This window comes from Streptomyces sp. NPDC014006, assembly GCF_043088925.1.
Classification (GTDB): Bacteria; Actinomycetota; Actinomycetes; order Streptomycetales; family Streptomycetaceae; genus Streptomyces.
This window is the reverse complement of record NZ_JBICAJ010000012.1, coordinates 159918-176062: the sequence shown is the minus strand read 5'-3', so window position 1 is coordinate 176062 and position 16145 is coordinate 159918. Positions and strand designations below refer to the sequence as shown.

At 70.9% G+C, this 16145-nt stretch carries 11 protein-coding genes; 3 read left to right on the top strand and 8 right to left on the bottom strand.

The window, feature by feature from the left end:
• Positions 1-21: 21 nt before the first annotated feature.
• The 3 genes from ACF1GV_RS33485 to ACF1GV_RS33475 form a co-directional block, all read right to left on the bottom strand.
• Positions 22-360 carry a P-II family nitrogen regulator gene (locus ACF1GV_RS33485; protein ID WP_103781692.1) on the bottom strand — a complete coding sequence of 113 codons (339 nt, stop codon included), beginning with the start codon at positions 358-360 and terminating at the stop codon, positions 22-24.
• Positions 357-1706 (bottom strand): ammonium transporter, encoded by a 1350-nt coding sequence (locus ACF1GV_RS33480; RefSeq protein WP_391688396.1) that lies wholly within the window; start codon positions 1704-1706, stop codon positions 357-359. The genes ACF1GV_RS33485 and ACF1GV_RS33480 overlap by 4 nt, the downstream gene beginning before the upstream one ends.
• A 292-nt stretch (positions 1707-1998) precedes the next feature.
• Positions 1999-3486 carry a hypothetical protein gene (locus tag ACF1GV_RS33475; RefSeq protein WP_391688706.1) on the bottom strand — a complete coding sequence of 496 codons (1488 nt, stop codon included), beginning with the start codon at positions 3484-3486 and terminating at the stop codon, positions 1999-2001.
• A 461-nt stretch (positions 3487-3947) separates the two neighbouring features.
• On the opposite strand from ACF1GV_RS33475, the gene ACF1GV_RS33470 reads away from it, so the two are divergent.
• Entirely contained in the window at positions 3948-4628 is a 681-nt protein-coding gene (locus ACF1GV_RS33470; RefSeq protein WP_391688393.1) for a bifunctional DNA primase/polymerase, read from the top strand.
• Between the two features lie 282 nt (positions 4629-4910).
• Here the strand turns inward: ACF1GV_RS33470 and ftsY are convergent, their stop codons facing one another.
• Positions 4911-6119, bottom strand: coding sequence for a signal recognition particle-docking protein FtsY (gene ftsY / locus ACF1GV_RS33465; protein WP_363266599.1), 1209 nt, complete (start codon positions 6117-6119; stop codon positions 4911-4913).
• A 173-nt stretch (positions 6120-6292) separates the two neighbouring features.
• Between ftsY and ACF1GV_RS33460 the strand changes: the two genes are divergently transcribed.
• Positions 6293-7741, top strand: a complete 1449-nt coding sequence (locus tag ACF1GV_RS33460) for a cytosine permease (RefSeq protein ID WP_391688390.1) — start codon at positions 6293-6295, stop codon at positions 7739-7741.
• A gap of 460 nt (positions 7742-8201) precedes the next feature.
• Here the strand turns inward: ACF1GV_RS33460 and ACF1GV_RS33455 are convergent, their stop codons facing one another.
• From ACF1GV_RS33455 to ACF1GV_RS33440, 4 genes are all read right to left on the bottom strand, one after another.
• Positions 8202-9620, bottom strand: coding sequence for a sugar porter family MFS transporter (locus tag ACF1GV_RS33455; protein WP_391688387.1), 1419 nt, complete (start codon positions 9618-9620; stop codon positions 8202-8204).
• A gap of 239 nt (positions 9621-9859) precedes the next feature.
• Positions 9860-13480 carry a chromosome segregation protein SMC gene (gene smc / locus ACF1GV_RS33450; protein ID WP_391688385.1) on the bottom strand — a complete coding sequence of 1207 codons (3621 nt, stop codon included), beginning with the start codon at positions 13478-13480 and terminating at the stop codon, positions 9860-9862.
• 237 nt (positions 13481-13717) lie between these two features.
• Entirely contained in the window at positions 13718-13921 is a 204-nt protein-coding gene (locus tag ACF1GV_RS33445; RefSeq protein ID WP_361627640.1) for a hypothetical protein, read from the bottom strand.
• Positions 13922-14300: 379 nt separating this feature from the next.
• Positions 14301-14582: an acylphosphatase gene (locus ACF1GV_RS33440; protein ID WP_361627643.1), complete on the bottom strand. Its 282-nt coding sequence runs from the start codon at positions 14580-14582 to the stop codon at positions 14301-14303.
• Between the two features lie 186 nt (positions 14583-14768).
• Here ACF1GV_RS33440 and ACF1GV_RS33435 point away from each other — a divergent pair, with 186 nt between their 5' ends.
• Positions 14769-15917 carry a CAP domain-containing protein gene (locus tag ACF1GV_RS33435; RefSeq protein WP_391688382.1) on the top strand — a complete coding sequence of 383 codons (1149 nt, stop codon included), beginning with the start codon at positions 14769-14771 and terminating at the stop codon, positions 15915-15917.
• The last annotated feature ends 228 nt before the right edge of the window (positions 15918-16145 follow it).

The window sequence follows — 16145 nt, the reverse complement described above, 5'->3', positions numbered from 1 at the left end:
CGACTCCTGTTCGTCAAGCGGTCAGAGCGCGTCGGGGCCGCGCTCGCCGGTGCGGACCCGGACGGCCGTGTCGACCGGGATCGACCAGACCTTGCCGTCACCGATCTTGCCGGTACGGGCCGCCTTCACGACGACCTCGATCAGCTGCTCGGCGTCGTCGTCCTCGACCAGCACCTCGATACGGATCTTGGGAACCAGGTCGACGGTGTACTCGGCGCCGCGGTAGACCTCGGTGTGCCCCCGCTGCCGACCGTAGCCGCTGGCCTCGGTGACCGTCAGTCCCTGGACTCCGAAGGCCTGCAGGGCCTCCTTGATCTCGTCGAGCCGGTGCGGCTTGACGACGGCGGTGATGAGCTTCATGCGTCCACCTTTCGGGTCCCGGCCTCGGCCACGGCGGCCGGTACGGCGCTGGTGCGGGCGGCTCCGCCACCGGCGCCGCTGAAGTCGTACGCGGTCTCGGCGTGCTCGCTCTGGTCGATGCCGAGGACCTCCTCGTCCTCGGTGACCCGCATGCCGATCGTCTTGTCGAGGACGAAGGCGAGGATCGCGGAGACGATGAGGGAGTAGGCGAGGACGGCGCCGACACCGGCGCACTGCTTCCACAGCTGGGTGAAGGAGTGGTCGCCGTAGAAGACGCCGGTCGCGGCGGACTGGCCCTTGCCGGTGGCGAAGAAGCCGATGAGCAGGGAGCCCGCGATTCCGCCGAACAGGTGGACGCCGACGACGTCGAGGGAGTCGTCGTAGTTGAACCGGTACTTCAGGCCGACGGCCATCGCGCACAGCACACCGGCGATGGCGCCGACGGCGATCGCGCCGAGCGGCGAGACCGCGCCGCCGGAGGGCGTGATGGCGACCAGGCCGGCGACCGCGCCGGAGGCGGCGCCCAGCGTGGTGAACGCGCCGTGCCGGATCTTCTCGTAGATCAGCCAGGCCAGCATGGCGGCACCGGTGGCGACCTGCGTGTTCACGAACATCAGCGCGCCCACGCCGTCGTCGTTGCCGAGCCAGGAGCCGGCGTTGAAGCCGAACCAGCCGAACCACAGCAGTCCCGCGCCCAGCATGACCAGCGGCAGGCTGTGCGGACGCATCGGGTCCTTCTTGAAGCCGACGCGCTTGCCGATGACGAGGATCACGCCGAGCGCCGCGGCACCGGCGTTGATGTGTACGGCCGTACCGCCGGCGAAGTCGATGACGCCCAGTTCGTACGCCCAGCCGCCCGCGCCCCAGACCCAGTGCGCCACGGGGAAGTACACGATCGTCACCCAGAGCGTGATGAACAGCGCCCACGCGCTGAACTTCACGCGGTCGGCGAGCGCGCCGCTGATCAGGGCGGGCGTGATGATCGCGAACATCAGCTGGAACATGCAGAAGACGAAGACGGGGATGGAATAGCCGTCCCACAGCTGGGTCAGCCCGATGTTGCTCAGGCCCAGCCAGTCGGAGTTCCATCCGATGAGGCTGCCGGAGTCCGTGCCGAAGGCGAGGGAGAAGCCGTAGAGCACCCACAGGATGGTGACGATCCCGAGGCTGATGAAGCTCATCATCAGCATGTTCAGGGTGCTCTTGACGCGGACCATGCCTCCGTAGAAGAAGGCCAGGCCCGGGGTCATGAGCATCACCAGGGCGGAACAGATGAGCATGAAGCCGGTGTTGGCGGACGACAGTTTGGGTGCGTCCGCCGCGAGCATGATGGCTGCTGGTGCCATCGGCGTCTCCTCGTCGTTGTACGGCCCCGTGCGGGCGAAGCCTGAGCGGAATGCCTCAGCGGAATGAGGGGTGGGCTGGTTATGGCGACGAGATTGACGCAGTGCCGTTTCGGTGGACGGCCCGCGTTGTTTCGCCGGGGTGACGAAGGCGCCCGGCGTGTTACGCCCCGGTGAATTGCCGGGGGAACGGGACCGGCCACGGGCGGCCCTCCGATGACCTGGCGGGGGAGCCGAGTCGGGCGGTTCGGGAGGGCCGGCCGCGGCCGGGGTTCAGTGGGTGGAACGGGTGGGGTCAGACCGCCTCGGCGGCCTCCGGCAGCTCGGCGGCGAGCTTGTCGGTGAGGTCGACGACATCGGCGAGGTCGCCGAAGTCGCGGGCCGCGGTGTCGACGGTCTTACGGATCCGGGTGTTGACCCGCTCGGAGCGCACCTTCCGGGCGATCCGCATGGCCTGCCCGGCGTAGACCGTGCTCTGCTCGGGTTCGCGGCGCAGCAGGTGGACGGTGGCCATGCCGATGAGGTTCAGCGCATACGACCGCTGGTGCTCGCTGTCCTCGGCGAACAGCTCCACGGCCCGTTGCATCAGCGGCTCGGCCAGGGAGGCGTAGGCGGGGCTGCGGCCGGCGACGTAGGCGAGGTCGCGGAAGGAGTGGCTGTTCTCGCCGTACAGCTCGGCCTCGGAGAAGAAGCGGATCCAGTCGGGGTCCGGCTCGTCCCAGTCGTCGGCGTCGGCGAAGGTGTCCTCGGCCATGCGGACGGCCCGCTTGCACTTGCCGGGCTGGCCCATGTTGGCGTAGGCGCGGGCCTCCATCGCATACAGCATCGCCTGGGTGCGGGGGCTCGCGCAGTCACGGCTGCCGTACTGGGCGAGGTGGATGAGCTCCAGGGCGTCCTCGGGCCGGCCGAGGTGGATCATCTGCCGGCTCATGCTGGAGAGGACGTAGGAGCCGAGCGGCTTGTCGCCGGCCTCCTTGGCGGCGTGCAGCGCGAGGACGAAGTACTTCTGCGCGGTCGGCTGCAGCCCCACGTCGTACGACATCCAGCCGGCCAGCTCGGCCAGCTCGGCGGCGACCCTGAACAGGCGCCGGGTCGTGGCCTCGGGCTGGGGTTCCTGGAGCAGGTCGGTGACCTCGTGCAGCTGGCCGACGACCGCCTTGCGGCGCAGGCCGCCGCCGCACTGGGCGTCCCACTGCCGGAACATCACGGTCGTGGTCTCCAGCAGGTCCAGTTCCGGCTTGGAGAGCCGGCCGCGGGCGCGGCTGGTGGGGATGGTCTGCGGGGCGGCCTCCCGGCGCTGGCCGGGCAGCGCCGGTGTGGGCACCAGCCAGCGCTGCATCGGCTCGATGAGGGCCGGGCCCGCGGCCAGGCCCAGCGAGCTTCCGAGGAAGCCACGCCGGGCCAGCATCAGGTCGCTGCGCGAGAACTCGCCGAGCAGGGCGACGGTCTGCGGGCCGGTCCAGGGCAGGTCGACGCCCGTGGCGGACGGCGAGGGGCGCACGGTGCGCAGGCCGAGGTCCTCGATGGAGACGACGCAGCCGAAGCGCTCGGAGAACAGCTCGGACAAGATCCGGGGGATGGGCTCGCGGGGGTTCTCGCCGTCCAGCCAGCGGCGGACCCGGGAGGTGTCGGTGGAGATGTGGTTGGCGCCCAGCTGACGGGCACGGCGGTTCACCTGGCGGGCGAGCTCGCCCTTCGACCAGCCGCTGCGCACGAACCAGGACCCGAGCAGCTCGTTGGGGCGCTTCTCAGCGTTCGTCCCGCTACCGCCGTTGCCGCCCACTGGAACGCCCCCATCCCTCATGACCTCTTGCCGCGCCTTGCCGCGCCGCTGCGCCAAGCCCTATCAGAATGCCGGTTCTCGGGGTCTTCCGTCTGGTGGTTCTCACCCTTCGAACGGAAAACCGAGTTGCCTCCGGCATACCCACGAGCGCATGTGCCCGCCGGCACCGTGCACTCAAAGTAATCCTACGATCACCCGTCCGGCCACGGCGGAAGCGTAAACGCCACCATTCGCCACCCCTTCGAATGAACTCACGGTGGCGTTCCCGCGATTCACTTGACATAGGACAGCTGGGAGTGAGCGCGCGGATGCATTCGGGGGCGCGTGTCGCCGGACGCACTACCGCGGGCACTTCCGGACGCCGGCCGCGGCAGGGTCGAGGACACGCTCCGTAGCGGGTTGAGTGTTCTTGGTAACCACCGCTTCGTAACCACCGGTGCGTCGGACCCGTTGGAGGGGGCATGGGCTTCACGATCGGCAGCAGTCGGGGCATCCGTGACATCCGCGACATGCGGTCCGCCTCTCGGCGGCGCGGCCGCTCGTCGGAGTGCACCGCGGTGGCGGAGTTCACCGGGCTGTGGGGCTGGGACGTCGTGCCGGGCGCTCGGGCGATGGCGGGCGTGTGCTCGTGCGGGCGCGGCGACTGCCCGGCGCCGGGAGCGCATCCACTGCCGTTCGCGGCCGAGGTGCGGGCGGGGGCGACGCTGGACGAGGTGACCGCGGCGTGGGCGGAGGTGCCGGGCGCGTCGGTGATGCTGCCGGTCGGGCGGGCGTTCGACGTGCTGGAGGTCTCGGAGGCGGCGGGGCGGCGGGCACTCGTGCGGCTGGAGCGGATGGGGGTGCCGCTGGGGCCGGTCGCGGTGACGCCTCAGGGGCGGGCACAGTTCTTCGTGGCGCCGGGGGCGGCCGCCGATCTGCCGCGGTCGCTGTACCGGATGGGATGGGACGATCCGGGACTTGATCTACTGGGGCTGGGGGCCGGGACGTACGTCACGGCTCCGCCGTCGGATCGGGGCGGGATGGGGGCGGTGCGGTGGCTGCGGCCGCCGGCGCTGGATTCGGCTACCCGGCCGGCGGGGGCGCGGTTGGTACTGGGGACGCTTGCCTATGCGGCGCATCGGTCGCGGGGGGCTTTGGGGTAACGGGGGTCGGCGGTCGTCCGCGGGGGCGTTGTGGCTGGTCGCGCCCACGCGGCGGAGCCGCATGTCGCATACAGCCCCGCGCCCCTTATGGGCCTGCGGCGGCCCGTCTCTGTCCGGTGGGTGGCTGGTGTCCGTGCCTGCCATGTCTGTGAGTCGGGGCCGCACCCACCCCCGGCCGGCGACAGCACCGGGCAGCGCTGGACGCCGGGCAACATGGACATGGAGCCACCCCCGGTCACGCGATCGCGCCGGGGGTGGTGATCCGTGTGGACGACGCAGTCGCTAGTCGCCGAGGAGGGCGTCCACGAAGGCGCCCGGTTCGAAGGGGGCCAGGTCGTCCGCGCCCTCACCGAGGCCGACCAGCTTGACCGGTACGCCCAGCTCCCGCTGGACCGCGATCACGATGCCGCCCTTGGCCGTACCGTCCAGCTTGGTCAGGACGATGCCGGTGATGTCGACGACCTCCGCGAAGACACGGGCCTGGACGAGGCCGTTCTGACCGGTCGTGGCGTCGAGGACCAGCAGCACCTCGTCCAGCGGGGCGTGCTTCTCCACGACCCGCTTGACCTTGCCCAGCTCGTCCATGAGACCGGTCTTGGTGTGCAGCCGGCCCGCGGTGTCGATGAGCACGACGTCCGCGCCCATCTCCTTGCCCTCCTTCACCGCGTCGAAGGCGACGGAGGCGGGGTCCCCGGCCTCCGGCCCGCGCACGGTGTGGGCGCCGACCCGCTCCCCCCAGGTCTGGAGCTGGTCGGCGGCGGCGGCGCGGAAGGTGTCTGCGGCGCCGAGGACGACACTGCGGCCGTCGGCCACCAGGACGCGGGCCAGCTTGCCGGTGGTGGTGGTCTTGCCGGTGCCGTTGACGCCGACGACCATCACGATGCCCGGCTTGCTGGTGACCGGCTCGGTCTTGACCTCGCGGTCCATGTCCGGGCCGACGAGCGTGAGCAGCTCCTCGCGCAGCAGGCCGCGCAGCTCCTCCGGCGTGCGGGTGCCGAGCACCTTGACGCGTTCGCGCAGGCGCTCGACGAGCTCCTGCGTGGGCTGCACGCCGACGTCGGCGGTGAGCAGCGTGTCCTCGATCTCCTCCCACGTGTCCTCGTCGAGGTGTTCACGGGAAAGCAGGGTGAGCAGGCCCTTGCCCAGGGCGTTCTGGGAGCGGGAGAGGCGGGCGCGCAGGCGGACCAGGCGTCCCGCGGTGGGCTCCGGGATCTCGATCTCGGGAGCCTCGACGACTTCGGCCGGCGGCTCCTCTACGGCGACGGGAGCCCGGCCGCCTGGAAGATCCACCTCCTCGATGGTGCGCCGCGGTTCCTCCCGCGGCGTCTCGGCCTCGTCGCCGACGTGCGGCTCGGCCGGAGGAGCGGTGATGTCGGGCGCGGCGGGGGGCGGCGGGGGCAGCGACTTCTTCCGTCGGCTGCCGACCACGAGCCCGCCGAGCGCGACGATCGCGACCACGGCGATGACTACAGCAAGGATGACGGTTTCCATAACCCGTCCAGTATCAGCCATGGGGGTCCGCCGGAGCGGTCTTGTGGCTTCCTCTGAGAGACAAACGCCGCTGGAGGGCAGGAGCCGGACCAAAGTACGATGGTGATACCCCTGTCAACGCGCGTAGAGTCCCGACATCGTCCTGTCCCCCACCTTTGAGGCTCCCTCTTCCCATGAGTAAGACCGCCGAGACCGAAGGCGCTCTCGAAACCCGCGGCATCGAACAGGTGCCCGACAACGAGCGCACCGCCAAGCCCCGTGAGCTGTTCCCCACCTGGGTGGGCGCCAACATCAGCGTGCTGCTGCTGACGATGGGCGCGAGCCTCGTCGTGGCGTACCACCTGAACATCTGGCAGGCGCTCGTCGTGGCGGCCGTCGCGCCCGTCGTGTCGTACGGCCTGGTCGGGCTCATCGGCATCGCCGGCAAGCGGGGCGGGGCGCCCGGGATGGCGCTGTCGCGCGCGGTGTTCGGGCAGCGCGGCAATCTGCTGCCCGGTTCGCTGATCTGGGTGGCCCGCTGGGGCTGGGAGACGATCAATGCGGTGACCGGCGCCTACGCCATGCTCACCATCCTGGACATCGTCCTCGGCATCGGCGCGAACAGCGTGCTCGACATGGTCATGCTGCTGCTGTTCGTCGTCGCCACCTTCGCGATCTCCGGGCTCGGCATCAACGCCGTGCAGAAGTGCAACAAGTACGCGACCTACCTGTTCGGCGCCTTCTCGGTACTGGTGCTGGTCTATCTGGCCGTCAACACCGACTGGTCGAAGGTCATGGAGCACTCGGCCGGTTCCACGGCCGCGGTGATCACCGGCATCGGCATGATCGCCGCCGGCGGCGTCAGCTGGATCCCGTCCGCTCCCGACTTCACCCGCTACCTGCCGCGTACGGCGTCCTCGAAGGCGATCGTCGGTACGTCGGTCGGCGGCGCCGGCATCGTCGTCCTGCCGATGGTGCTGATGGGCGCGGTGATGGCGGTGTCCACGCCGGACCTGGCCTCGGCGTCCGACCCGGTGTCCTTCCTCGGCGAGATCCTGCCCACCTGGATCGCCGTGCCGTATCTGCTGATCGCGCTGATCGGCATGCTGCTGATCAACTCCATGTCGATGTACTCGGCGGGCTTCACCGCACAGACCCTCGGTTTCAAGGTGCCGCGCCACTGGGCGGTGTCCGTGAACGCCGTGATCTCGCTGATCTTCGGCGGTGTGCTGATGCTGGTGGCGACCAGCTTCATGGGCTCCTTCATCGCCTTCCTGTCCCTGCTCGCCGTCGCCTTCTCGGCGTGGGTCGGCGTCTTCGGCGCGGACATGCTGCGGCGCACGGAGTACGACGGCGCGGCCATGGCCGACACCACGCGCAGCAGCGCGTACTGGTACCGGGGCGGCTTCTCCCCCGCCGCGGTCGTCTCGTGGGCGGTGGGTCTCGTCGGCGGCCTGATGTTCACCACGTCGGACTGGTTCACCGGCCCGCTCGCGAAGAACAACGTCATCGGCGAGTACGGCCTCGGCTGGGTCGCCACCGTCGTGATCTCCGGCCTCCTCTACCTGGCCCTGCCCAAGCCGGCGGTCGTCCGGCCGGCGGCGACGGAGACGGCCGAGGAGCGCGAGAGCGTCACCGTCTGACCGCCCACCCCCGCAAGCCCCCTCCAGCGGCGAAGCCCTGCCGGAGGGGGCTTCTTCGTACCGGTCACCGATCCGCACCCGCGAACGGCGGGAAGGGGCCGGGGTGGGGGGTGTCCGCCCGCAGCGGCCGGCACCGGGCAAGGGGGCCCACGTCGGAAACGGGCGGCCGGACCGAGGACGGACACCCCTCACCCCGGCCGCGACTCACAGACAACCGCAGGCGCGACACCAGCCACCCACCGCACCGCAACGGGCCGCCACAGGCACCAAAAGGGGCGCGGGGCTGTATTCGACAGGCTCCGCCGCGTGGGCGCGACCAGCCACAACGCACCCCGCACCCGACCCACCGGAGCGCAAAGACACCGCCGCCCCCACCCGGGCAGTGACCGGGTGGGGGCGGCGGACGGATCGAGGAGAGGGCAGCGGGGACTTGGCCCGTCTCCTCGAGTTCGGGAGGGCGTCAGCCCATCTCCTCCAGCGTCTTGCCCTTCGTCTCCTTGACGTACTTCAGGACGAACGGGATGGAGAGCGCGGCGAAGACCGTGTAGATCACGTACGTGCCGGAAAGGTTCCAGTCGGCCAGCGACGGGAAGCTCGCGGTGATGGCCCAGTTGGCGATCCACTGCGCGGCGGCGGCCACGCCCAGCGCGGCGGCGCGGAGCTTGTTCGGGAACATCTCGCCGAGGAAGACCCAGACGACCACACCCCACGACAGGGCGAAGAAGAGCACGAAGATGTGGGCGGCGATCAGGGCGACCCAGCCCTGGGTGCTCGGCAGCTTGCCGCCGACCAGGTCGTAGCTGAACGCCCAGGCCTCGAGCGCCAGGCCGACGACCATGCCGACCGAGCCGATGAGCGCGAGCGGCTTGCGGCCGACGCGGTCGACGAAGATCATCGCGATCACGGTGCCGACGATGTTGATGATCGACGTCGTGAAGGAGTAGAAGAACGAGTCCGACGGGTCGACGCCCACCGACTGCCACAGGGTGGAGGAGTAGTAGAACGCGACGTTGATGCCGACGAACTGCTGGAAGACCGACAGGCCGATGCCGATCCAGACGATCGGCTTGAAGAAGAAGCCGCCACCGAGCAGGTCCTTGAAGGAGGACTTGTGCTCGCTCTTCATCGCCAGCTCGATCTCGTCGACCCGGGCGTTGAAGTCGACGTTCTTGCCCTCGACCTCGGCGAGGATCTCCTTGGCGCGCTCCCGCTTGCCGACGGAGATCAGGAAGCGCGGCGACTCGGGGATGGCGAAGGAGAGCATGCCGTACAGGACGGCCGGGACGACCATGACGCCGAGCATGACCTGCCAGGCCTCCAGGCCCATCAGCTTGCCGCGCTGGTCACCGCCGGCGGCGTTGAGCAGGCCCCAGTTGACCAGCTGGGAGACGGCGATGCCGATGACGATCGCGGCCTGCTGGAAGGAGCCGAGGCGGCCGCGGTAGGCGGGCGGGGCGACCTCGGCGATGTAGGCCGGGCCGATCACGGAGGCCATGCCGATGGCGAAGCCGCCGACGATGCGCCAGAACGCGAGGTCCCACAGGGCGAAGGGCAGGGCCGAGCCCACGGCGCTGATCGTGAAGAGGACCGCGGCGATCTGCATACAGCGGATACGGCCGATGCGGTCGGCTATCCGGCCGGCGGTGGCGGCACCGATGGCACAGCCGATCAGGGCGATCGCGATGACCTGGGCCAGCGCGGCGGAGCCGATGTCGTAGCGACTTCGGATGGCCTCGACGGCGCCGTTGATGACGGAGCTGTCGTAACCGAAGAGGAAGCCGCCCATCGCGGCGGCTGCCGCGATGAAGATGACATGCCCGAGATGATCGGGATGAGCCGTACGGGCTCCTGACTGGGGTGCCTGCGCTGTGCTGGTCACGTGTACTCCTCGGGCCACCGGCAACGCTGCCGGGTGGGGGTCTGCCCTTCCAGGCTTCCAGTGGCGCGTACGGGTACGCCGCTCACACCTGAAGGTAAAAGCAACGTTGCAGAGACTATGCCTTCAAGTTTCGAAGTCAATAGTCCAACGGCTGTGAGTTTGTAGATAAGCCGAGGGTCGTTGTGTTCAATAAATGAACGTCCAGTCAGATGATCTTGAACACCCGAGCCCGTACGTCCCTAGCGCAGGCGCTGCGAGATGACCTTCGAGACACCGTCGCCCTGCATGGAGACGCCGTACAGCGCGTCCGCGATCTCCATCGTCCGCTTCTGGTGCGTGATCACGATCAGCTGCGAGGCCTCCTGCAGCTCCTGCATGATCCGGATCAGCCGCTGGAGGTTGGTGTCGTCCAGCGCCGCCTCGACCTCGTCCATGACGTAGAACGGACTCGGCCGGGCCTTGAAGATCGACACGAGCAGGGCCACGGCGGTCAGCGACCGTTCGCCGCCCGAGAGCAGGGAGAGCCGCTTGACCTTCTTGCCCGGCGGGCGGGCCTCGACGTCCACGCCCGTGGTGAGCATGTTGTCGGGGTCGGTCAGCACCAGGCGGCCCTCGCCGCCCGGGAAGAGGCGGCTGAAGACGCCCTCGAACTCGCGGGCCGTGTCCCGGTAGGCCTCCGTGAACACCTGCTCGACCCGTTCGTCGACCTCCTTGACGACCTGGAGCAGGTCGGCGCGGGTCTTCTTCAGGTCCTCCAGCTGCTCGCTGAGGAACTGGTGCCGGGCCTCCAGCGCGGCGAACTCCTCCAGCGCGAGCGGATTGATCTTGCCGAGCTGCTGGTAGGCGCGCTCGGCGGCCTTCAGACGCTTCTCCTGCTCGGCGCGGACGTAGGGGCGCGGCTGGTCCCCCGCGGCGGAGCCGCTGTCGGATGACGTGTCCGCCGGCTCTTCACCGTCGGCGGGGGACGAGGGCGGCACGGGCTGGTCGGGCCCGTACTCGGCGACCAGCCCCTCCGGTTCGACACCCAGTTCCTCCAGCGCCTTGGTCTCCAGCTGCTCGATACGCAGCCGCTTCTCGGCGCCGAGTACCTCGCCGCGGTGGACTGAATCCGTCAACTTGTCGAGCTCGGACTTCAGTTCGCGTCCGGCGATGCGGGCGGCGGTCAGCTCCTGCTCGCGGGCGGCCTTGGCGGCCTCCGCGGCGGACCGTTCCCACTCGGCCCGGGCGAGGGACACCTCGATGTGCGCGAGCAGCTGGCGGGCACCCGCGGCGACGGCCTGGGCGACGGCCGCCTCGTGGCGCAGCCGGGCGCGGCGCTGCTCGGCACGCGCGCGTGCCTCGCGTTCCGCGCGGGCGGCCCGGTCCAGGGAGTCGGCGCGTCCGGCCAGGCCCTTCACACGTTCCTCATGGGTGCGGACCTGGAGGCGGGCCTCCATCTCGGTCTGGCGGGCGTTGGCCCCGTCGGCGGCCAGCCGGTCCCGCACGGAGGTGTCCGGCTCGTCGTCGACGGGGGTCTCCTCGGCGACGAGGAGCCGTTCCGCCAGCTCCTCCGCGTCCTGGACGGCCTGCTCCAGCGCCTCCTGCGCGCGGGCCGCGGCTGCGGTGGACCGCTCGGCCTCGCCGGCGGCCGCGCGGGCCTGCCCGGCGAGCCGCCCGAGCTGCTGCGCCACGGCCGATTTCTCCCGGTCGGCGGCCCGGCGGCGTTCACCGAGTTCTTCTACGAGACCGACGGCCTCGTCACGCCGCTCAGCCGCCACCCGCTGCTCCTCGGCCAGCTCCTCACACCGCACCCCCAGCTCCGCGAGTTCGGCGGCCGCCTCGTCGACGGAGGCCTGCACCTCCAGGAGGCTCGGGGCGCCGGCGGAGCCGCCGTGGGCGAAGTGGGCGCCCAGCAGGTCGCCCTCGGCGGTGACGGCGGTCAGCTCGGGGTGCGCGTAGACAAGGTCCTCGGCGTCCTGCAAGGTGCCGACGACCACCAGTCCTTGCAGGAGGCGGCGGACCGCGGGCATGAGGTCGGTGGGGCCGCGGACCAGGTCTGCGGCGGGGCGCATCGCGGGGTGGGCAGTGGCTGGTCGTCGGGCGTCTGCCGGTGCGTCGTGGCTGGTCACGCCGTTCACCGCGCCCCGTGGGGGCGCTTCCGGCGCCCCTGCCAGCAGCAGTGCCGCCCTTCCGCCGTCCTGCTTGCGCAGCAGCCGGATCGCCTCTGCCGCAGCGGCCGGGGTTTCGACGGCGATCGCGTCTGCGGCTGCTCCGAAGGCCGCGGCCAGGGCCACCTCGTAGCCCGGCTCCACCGTCAGCAGTTCTGCCGCCGGTCCGAGGACTCCCTTCAGGCGGTCACGGGCGCCGAGCAGTATGCCGGTGCCGTCCTTGCGGCGCAGGCCGAGCGCCAGGGCCTCGTGGCGGGCCTGGGTCGCGGCGCGGCTGCGTTCGGCGGCGGTGAGGGCCTCGCGGGCGGCACCCAGGGCCGTTTCCGCGTCGGCGAGCTGTCGCCTGGCCGTCTCGTGGCGTGCGGCCAGTTCCTCGTCGCCGGCGTCGAGGCCGTCGACCTCGGCCTGGAGCGCCTCGTACTCTTCCTGCGCGGTGACGGCGCGTTCTTGTGCCTCGTCGCGGGCGGCGGCCAGGCGGTCGATCTCGGCCTGCGCGGACGCGGCGCGCGAGCGCGCGGCGCCGACCTGGCCGCGCAGCCGCGCGAGGCCCTCGCGGCGGTCGGCGATGGCGCGGGCGACGTCCTTCAGGCGCCGCTCCTCCTGGGCGAGCTCCCGCTCCAGCTCGGCGCGGTGCGCGACGGTGTCCTCCAGGGCCCGTTCGGCGGCCTCGAGGGCGGCCGTCAGCTCGGCCTCCTGCTCGCGGATGCGGGCGGCCTCGCGCTCCATGTCCTCCGGGTCGCGGCCGCGACGCTCCTCGGGCGGGGCGGAGGTGGCGCTCTTGACGCGGGCGTCGGCGAGGGAGATCGTGCCGCGGACGCGCTCGGCGAGCTGGGAGAGCTCGTACCAGGTCTGCTGGGCGCGCTGGAGGCGTGGCGTGAGCTGCCGTACCTCGTCCTCCAGCAGGGCCTCGCGCTGCTGGGCCTTCTTCAGGTCCTGCTCGGCGGTGTCCTTGCGGGCCTTGAGCGCGGCCTCGTCGGCGATCTCGGTCTGCAGTGCCCGGCGCAGGCGCACCAGGTCGTCGGCGAGCAGGCGCAGGCGGGCGTCGCGGAGGTCGGCCTGGATGACGGCGGCCCGGCGGGCGACGGCGGCCTGACGGCCGAGCGGTTTGAGCTGGCGGCGCAGCTCGTCCGTGAGGTCCTGGACGCGGGCGAGGTTGGCCTGCATCGCGTCCAGCTTGCGCAGGGCCTTCTCCTTGCGCTTGCGGTGCTTCAGGACGCCCGCGGCCTCCTCGATGAAGGCGCGGCGGCCCATCGGGTCGGCGTGCAGGACGGAGTCGAGCTGGCCCTGGCCGACGATGACGTGCATCTCGCGGCCGATGCCGGAGTCGGAGAGCAGTTCCTGGATGTCGAGCAGGCGGCAGGTATCGCCGTTGATCTGGTACTCGCTGCCGCCGTTGCGGAACATGATCCGCGTGATGGTGACCTCGGCGTACTCGATGGGCAGCGCGCCGTCGGAGTTGTCGATGGTGAGCGACACCTCGGCGCGGCCGAGCGGCGGGCGGCCGGTGGTGCCGGCGAAGATGACGTCCTCCATCTTGCCGCCGCGCAGCGACTTGGCGCCCTGTTCGCCCATGACCCAGCTGAGCGCGTCCACGACGTTGGACTTGCCGGAGCCGTTGGGGCCGACGACACAGGTGATCCCCGGTTCGAAGCGGAGCGTGGTCGCCGAGGCGAACGACTTGAACCCGCGGAGCGTCAGGGCCTTGAGGTGCACGCCGTCGGACTCTACCTTCCGGGGTTGTCTCACTCTATGAACCACGGGGCTACCCGCGGTTTCACTGTTGAACGCCCAGGGCACATCAGACGTTGAAGAGGGTGAAAGGATGCACGGGGGAAAGAAAGACGCCGGGGAAAAGAAAGAAGGGACGCCGAGGCGTCCCTTGCACTTCTGACACTGAAGCGGTTGCGGAGAGCCCAACCACTGCCTGTGCTGTTGTGGAGCGGGCAGCGATCAGGTGAGCGCAGGCTCCGCCTGGTGTGCGTCAACGCTCTCCATGATCCTGTCGTGAGAAGCGGCAGCCTGCAGAGCGTCCTTCTCGGCCTGGATCCGCACGAGCTCGGATTCGAGGTCCTGGACGCGCTGCTGGAGCCGTCGCATCTCGGCGAGGAGTCGCGGGTCGGAGCCGCCGACGTAACCGAGAAGCGCCTTTGCCATGATGGATGGTCCTCCACACTGAGTGACCGACCGAAGCGGTGGTGGGTCGTGAGGGATTCGCACCCGCGGCTGCCTGGCGGGCCTGCAGTTGTGCTGCCGTTCAGCCATGCCAAACAGCTAAGGTGCGCGGGCTTTCAGCGTCTCACCAAAAAGTTTGACGGTCAACACGATCACGCCCCGTATGGGAGGACGACCCGGGGCACGCGGCGCGAAAGCGCCAGCGCTGCGACTCCTGCGGGCCCCTCGGGGCGTGGCGATCATCCTTGCGTGCGGAGCCCGCCATCGCAAGCCCTTCTCCGCAACGACCTGCCGGTTTCCACGGAGCGAGGGGGCGTGCGGCGCCCGTCGGCGCGCCCTTGGACGGGCCGGGGGCCGGGGGTCAGCGGATGGCGAAGCCGTCGTAGCCGCCGCGGGGTGTGTCCCAGATCTCGGTGACGCCTTCGACGCGCCCCGGCGTGTCGCCGCCGCGGAGCCAGTCGAGCAGTCCCTCGCAACCCGGGCGGGAGCCCTCCGCGACCACTTGGACGCGGCCGTCGGCCAAATTGAGAGCAAAACCACTCAGGCCACCGATCTCGAGAGCCTTGGCCCGCGTGAACCAGCGAAAACCCACACCTTGCACGTGTCCACGTACCCAGGCGACCAGTCGTACATCCTCGCTCATGGGTGCAACCTAACCGGCCAATGTCACTCGGGACACTTCCTCCCCTGACGCCATGGGGTACCGTCCCGACCCAATGCATCTCATATGAAACTCACCCGATGGGGTGAGTCTGGTCGGCTGCCGGGGGTGAGGGGACCCCCGTGATCCGCTGGGCGGGCCGACCGCCAGGACGAGGAAGGCCAGGACATGGGACGCCACCGACGCTCCGCCGCCGGCCGCGCCGCCAAGGGCCGCGCCACGGGGGCCACGCAGCGGGAGGGCTCCTACGCGGAGCACCGCACCCCCGGTGACTCGGCCGGAGGCGACACCGCCCCGATGGGCATCGCGCCCTATCTGAACCCGCAGGCGTACGCGGAGGCCGTGGCGAAGAGCCAGGCCTACCTGTTCGCCACCGACGACAGCTCCCGCGGCGGCGGGCCCAGGACGGGCTTCGCCCCCGACGCGGGCGCACCGCGCGGGGGCGGCCGGCGGCGACGCAGGCGGGCCGTGACGCCGGTGCGCACGGGCCTGCTGGGCGTCGCGGGCGCGGTCGCCATCGGTACGGTCGCCGTGGCCTCCGGTGTGGTGCCGGGGCTGCACAACTACCGGCTCGGCGGCAGCGCCGGCGGGGACGGCGGGGTGCAGGCCGCGGACGCGCCGACGAACTCGCCCAGCGAGCAGGGCGGTACCTCCGGCAACGCCGAGGCCGGCGACAGGAGCGGCCCGGTCACCGGCCGGACCCCCGGCCGTTCGACGTCGGCACCGGCGTCCGCATCGGCGTCGACGTCGGCACCGGCATCGGTCTCCCCTTCGCCGTCGGCGTCCCCGTCCACGGCGTCGCCCTCCCCCACGCCCACACCGTCGAAGACCGCGACGAAGAAACCGTCGGCAGCGCCGCACACGACCGCCCCCTCGCGCAAGGCTGCCCCCACGAAGGCGCCGGAGCGGACCAGCGCACCGCCGGTCACCGTGCCGGCGCAGGCGCGGGCCGAGGCGGAGGTCCTGCGGCTGGTCAACGAGGAGCGGGCGAAGGCCGGGCTCGCCCCGCTGGCAGCGAACAGCGCGCTGACGGGCCTGGCGGAGAACTTCAGCGACGACATGGCCGCGCGCGGCTTCTTCGATCACACCGACCCCGACGGGCACACCCCCTGGGACCGTGCCGCGAAGGCCGGCATCACGGGCCTGGGCGGCGAGAACATAGCCCGCGGCCAGGCCGACCCGGCGGCGGTGGTGGCGGCCTGGATGGACAGCCCGGGCCACCGCGCGAACATCCTCAACCCGGACTTCAAGACCCTCGGCGTCGGCGTCCACCTCGGCGCGGGCGGCCCTTGGTGGACCCAGGACTTCGGCTTCTGAACCGGCGCACGGCACCCCCCCCCGTGAGCGAACGCGATGCACGCGTTCAAAACAGGGGGTGCTTGTGCCGGCGCAACCCGAGACGCCGTACCGAGTGGGACGCGTACTGCGCCGCATGTCTGTCGGAGTGCCGGGTGGAGCGACGACTCCCTGCAGACCTTGTGATCCCCGCGCCGCTCCTCCCGGAGGACTGGGCCGGCGACGGAGGCATCGCGGGGCCGGCGTGAC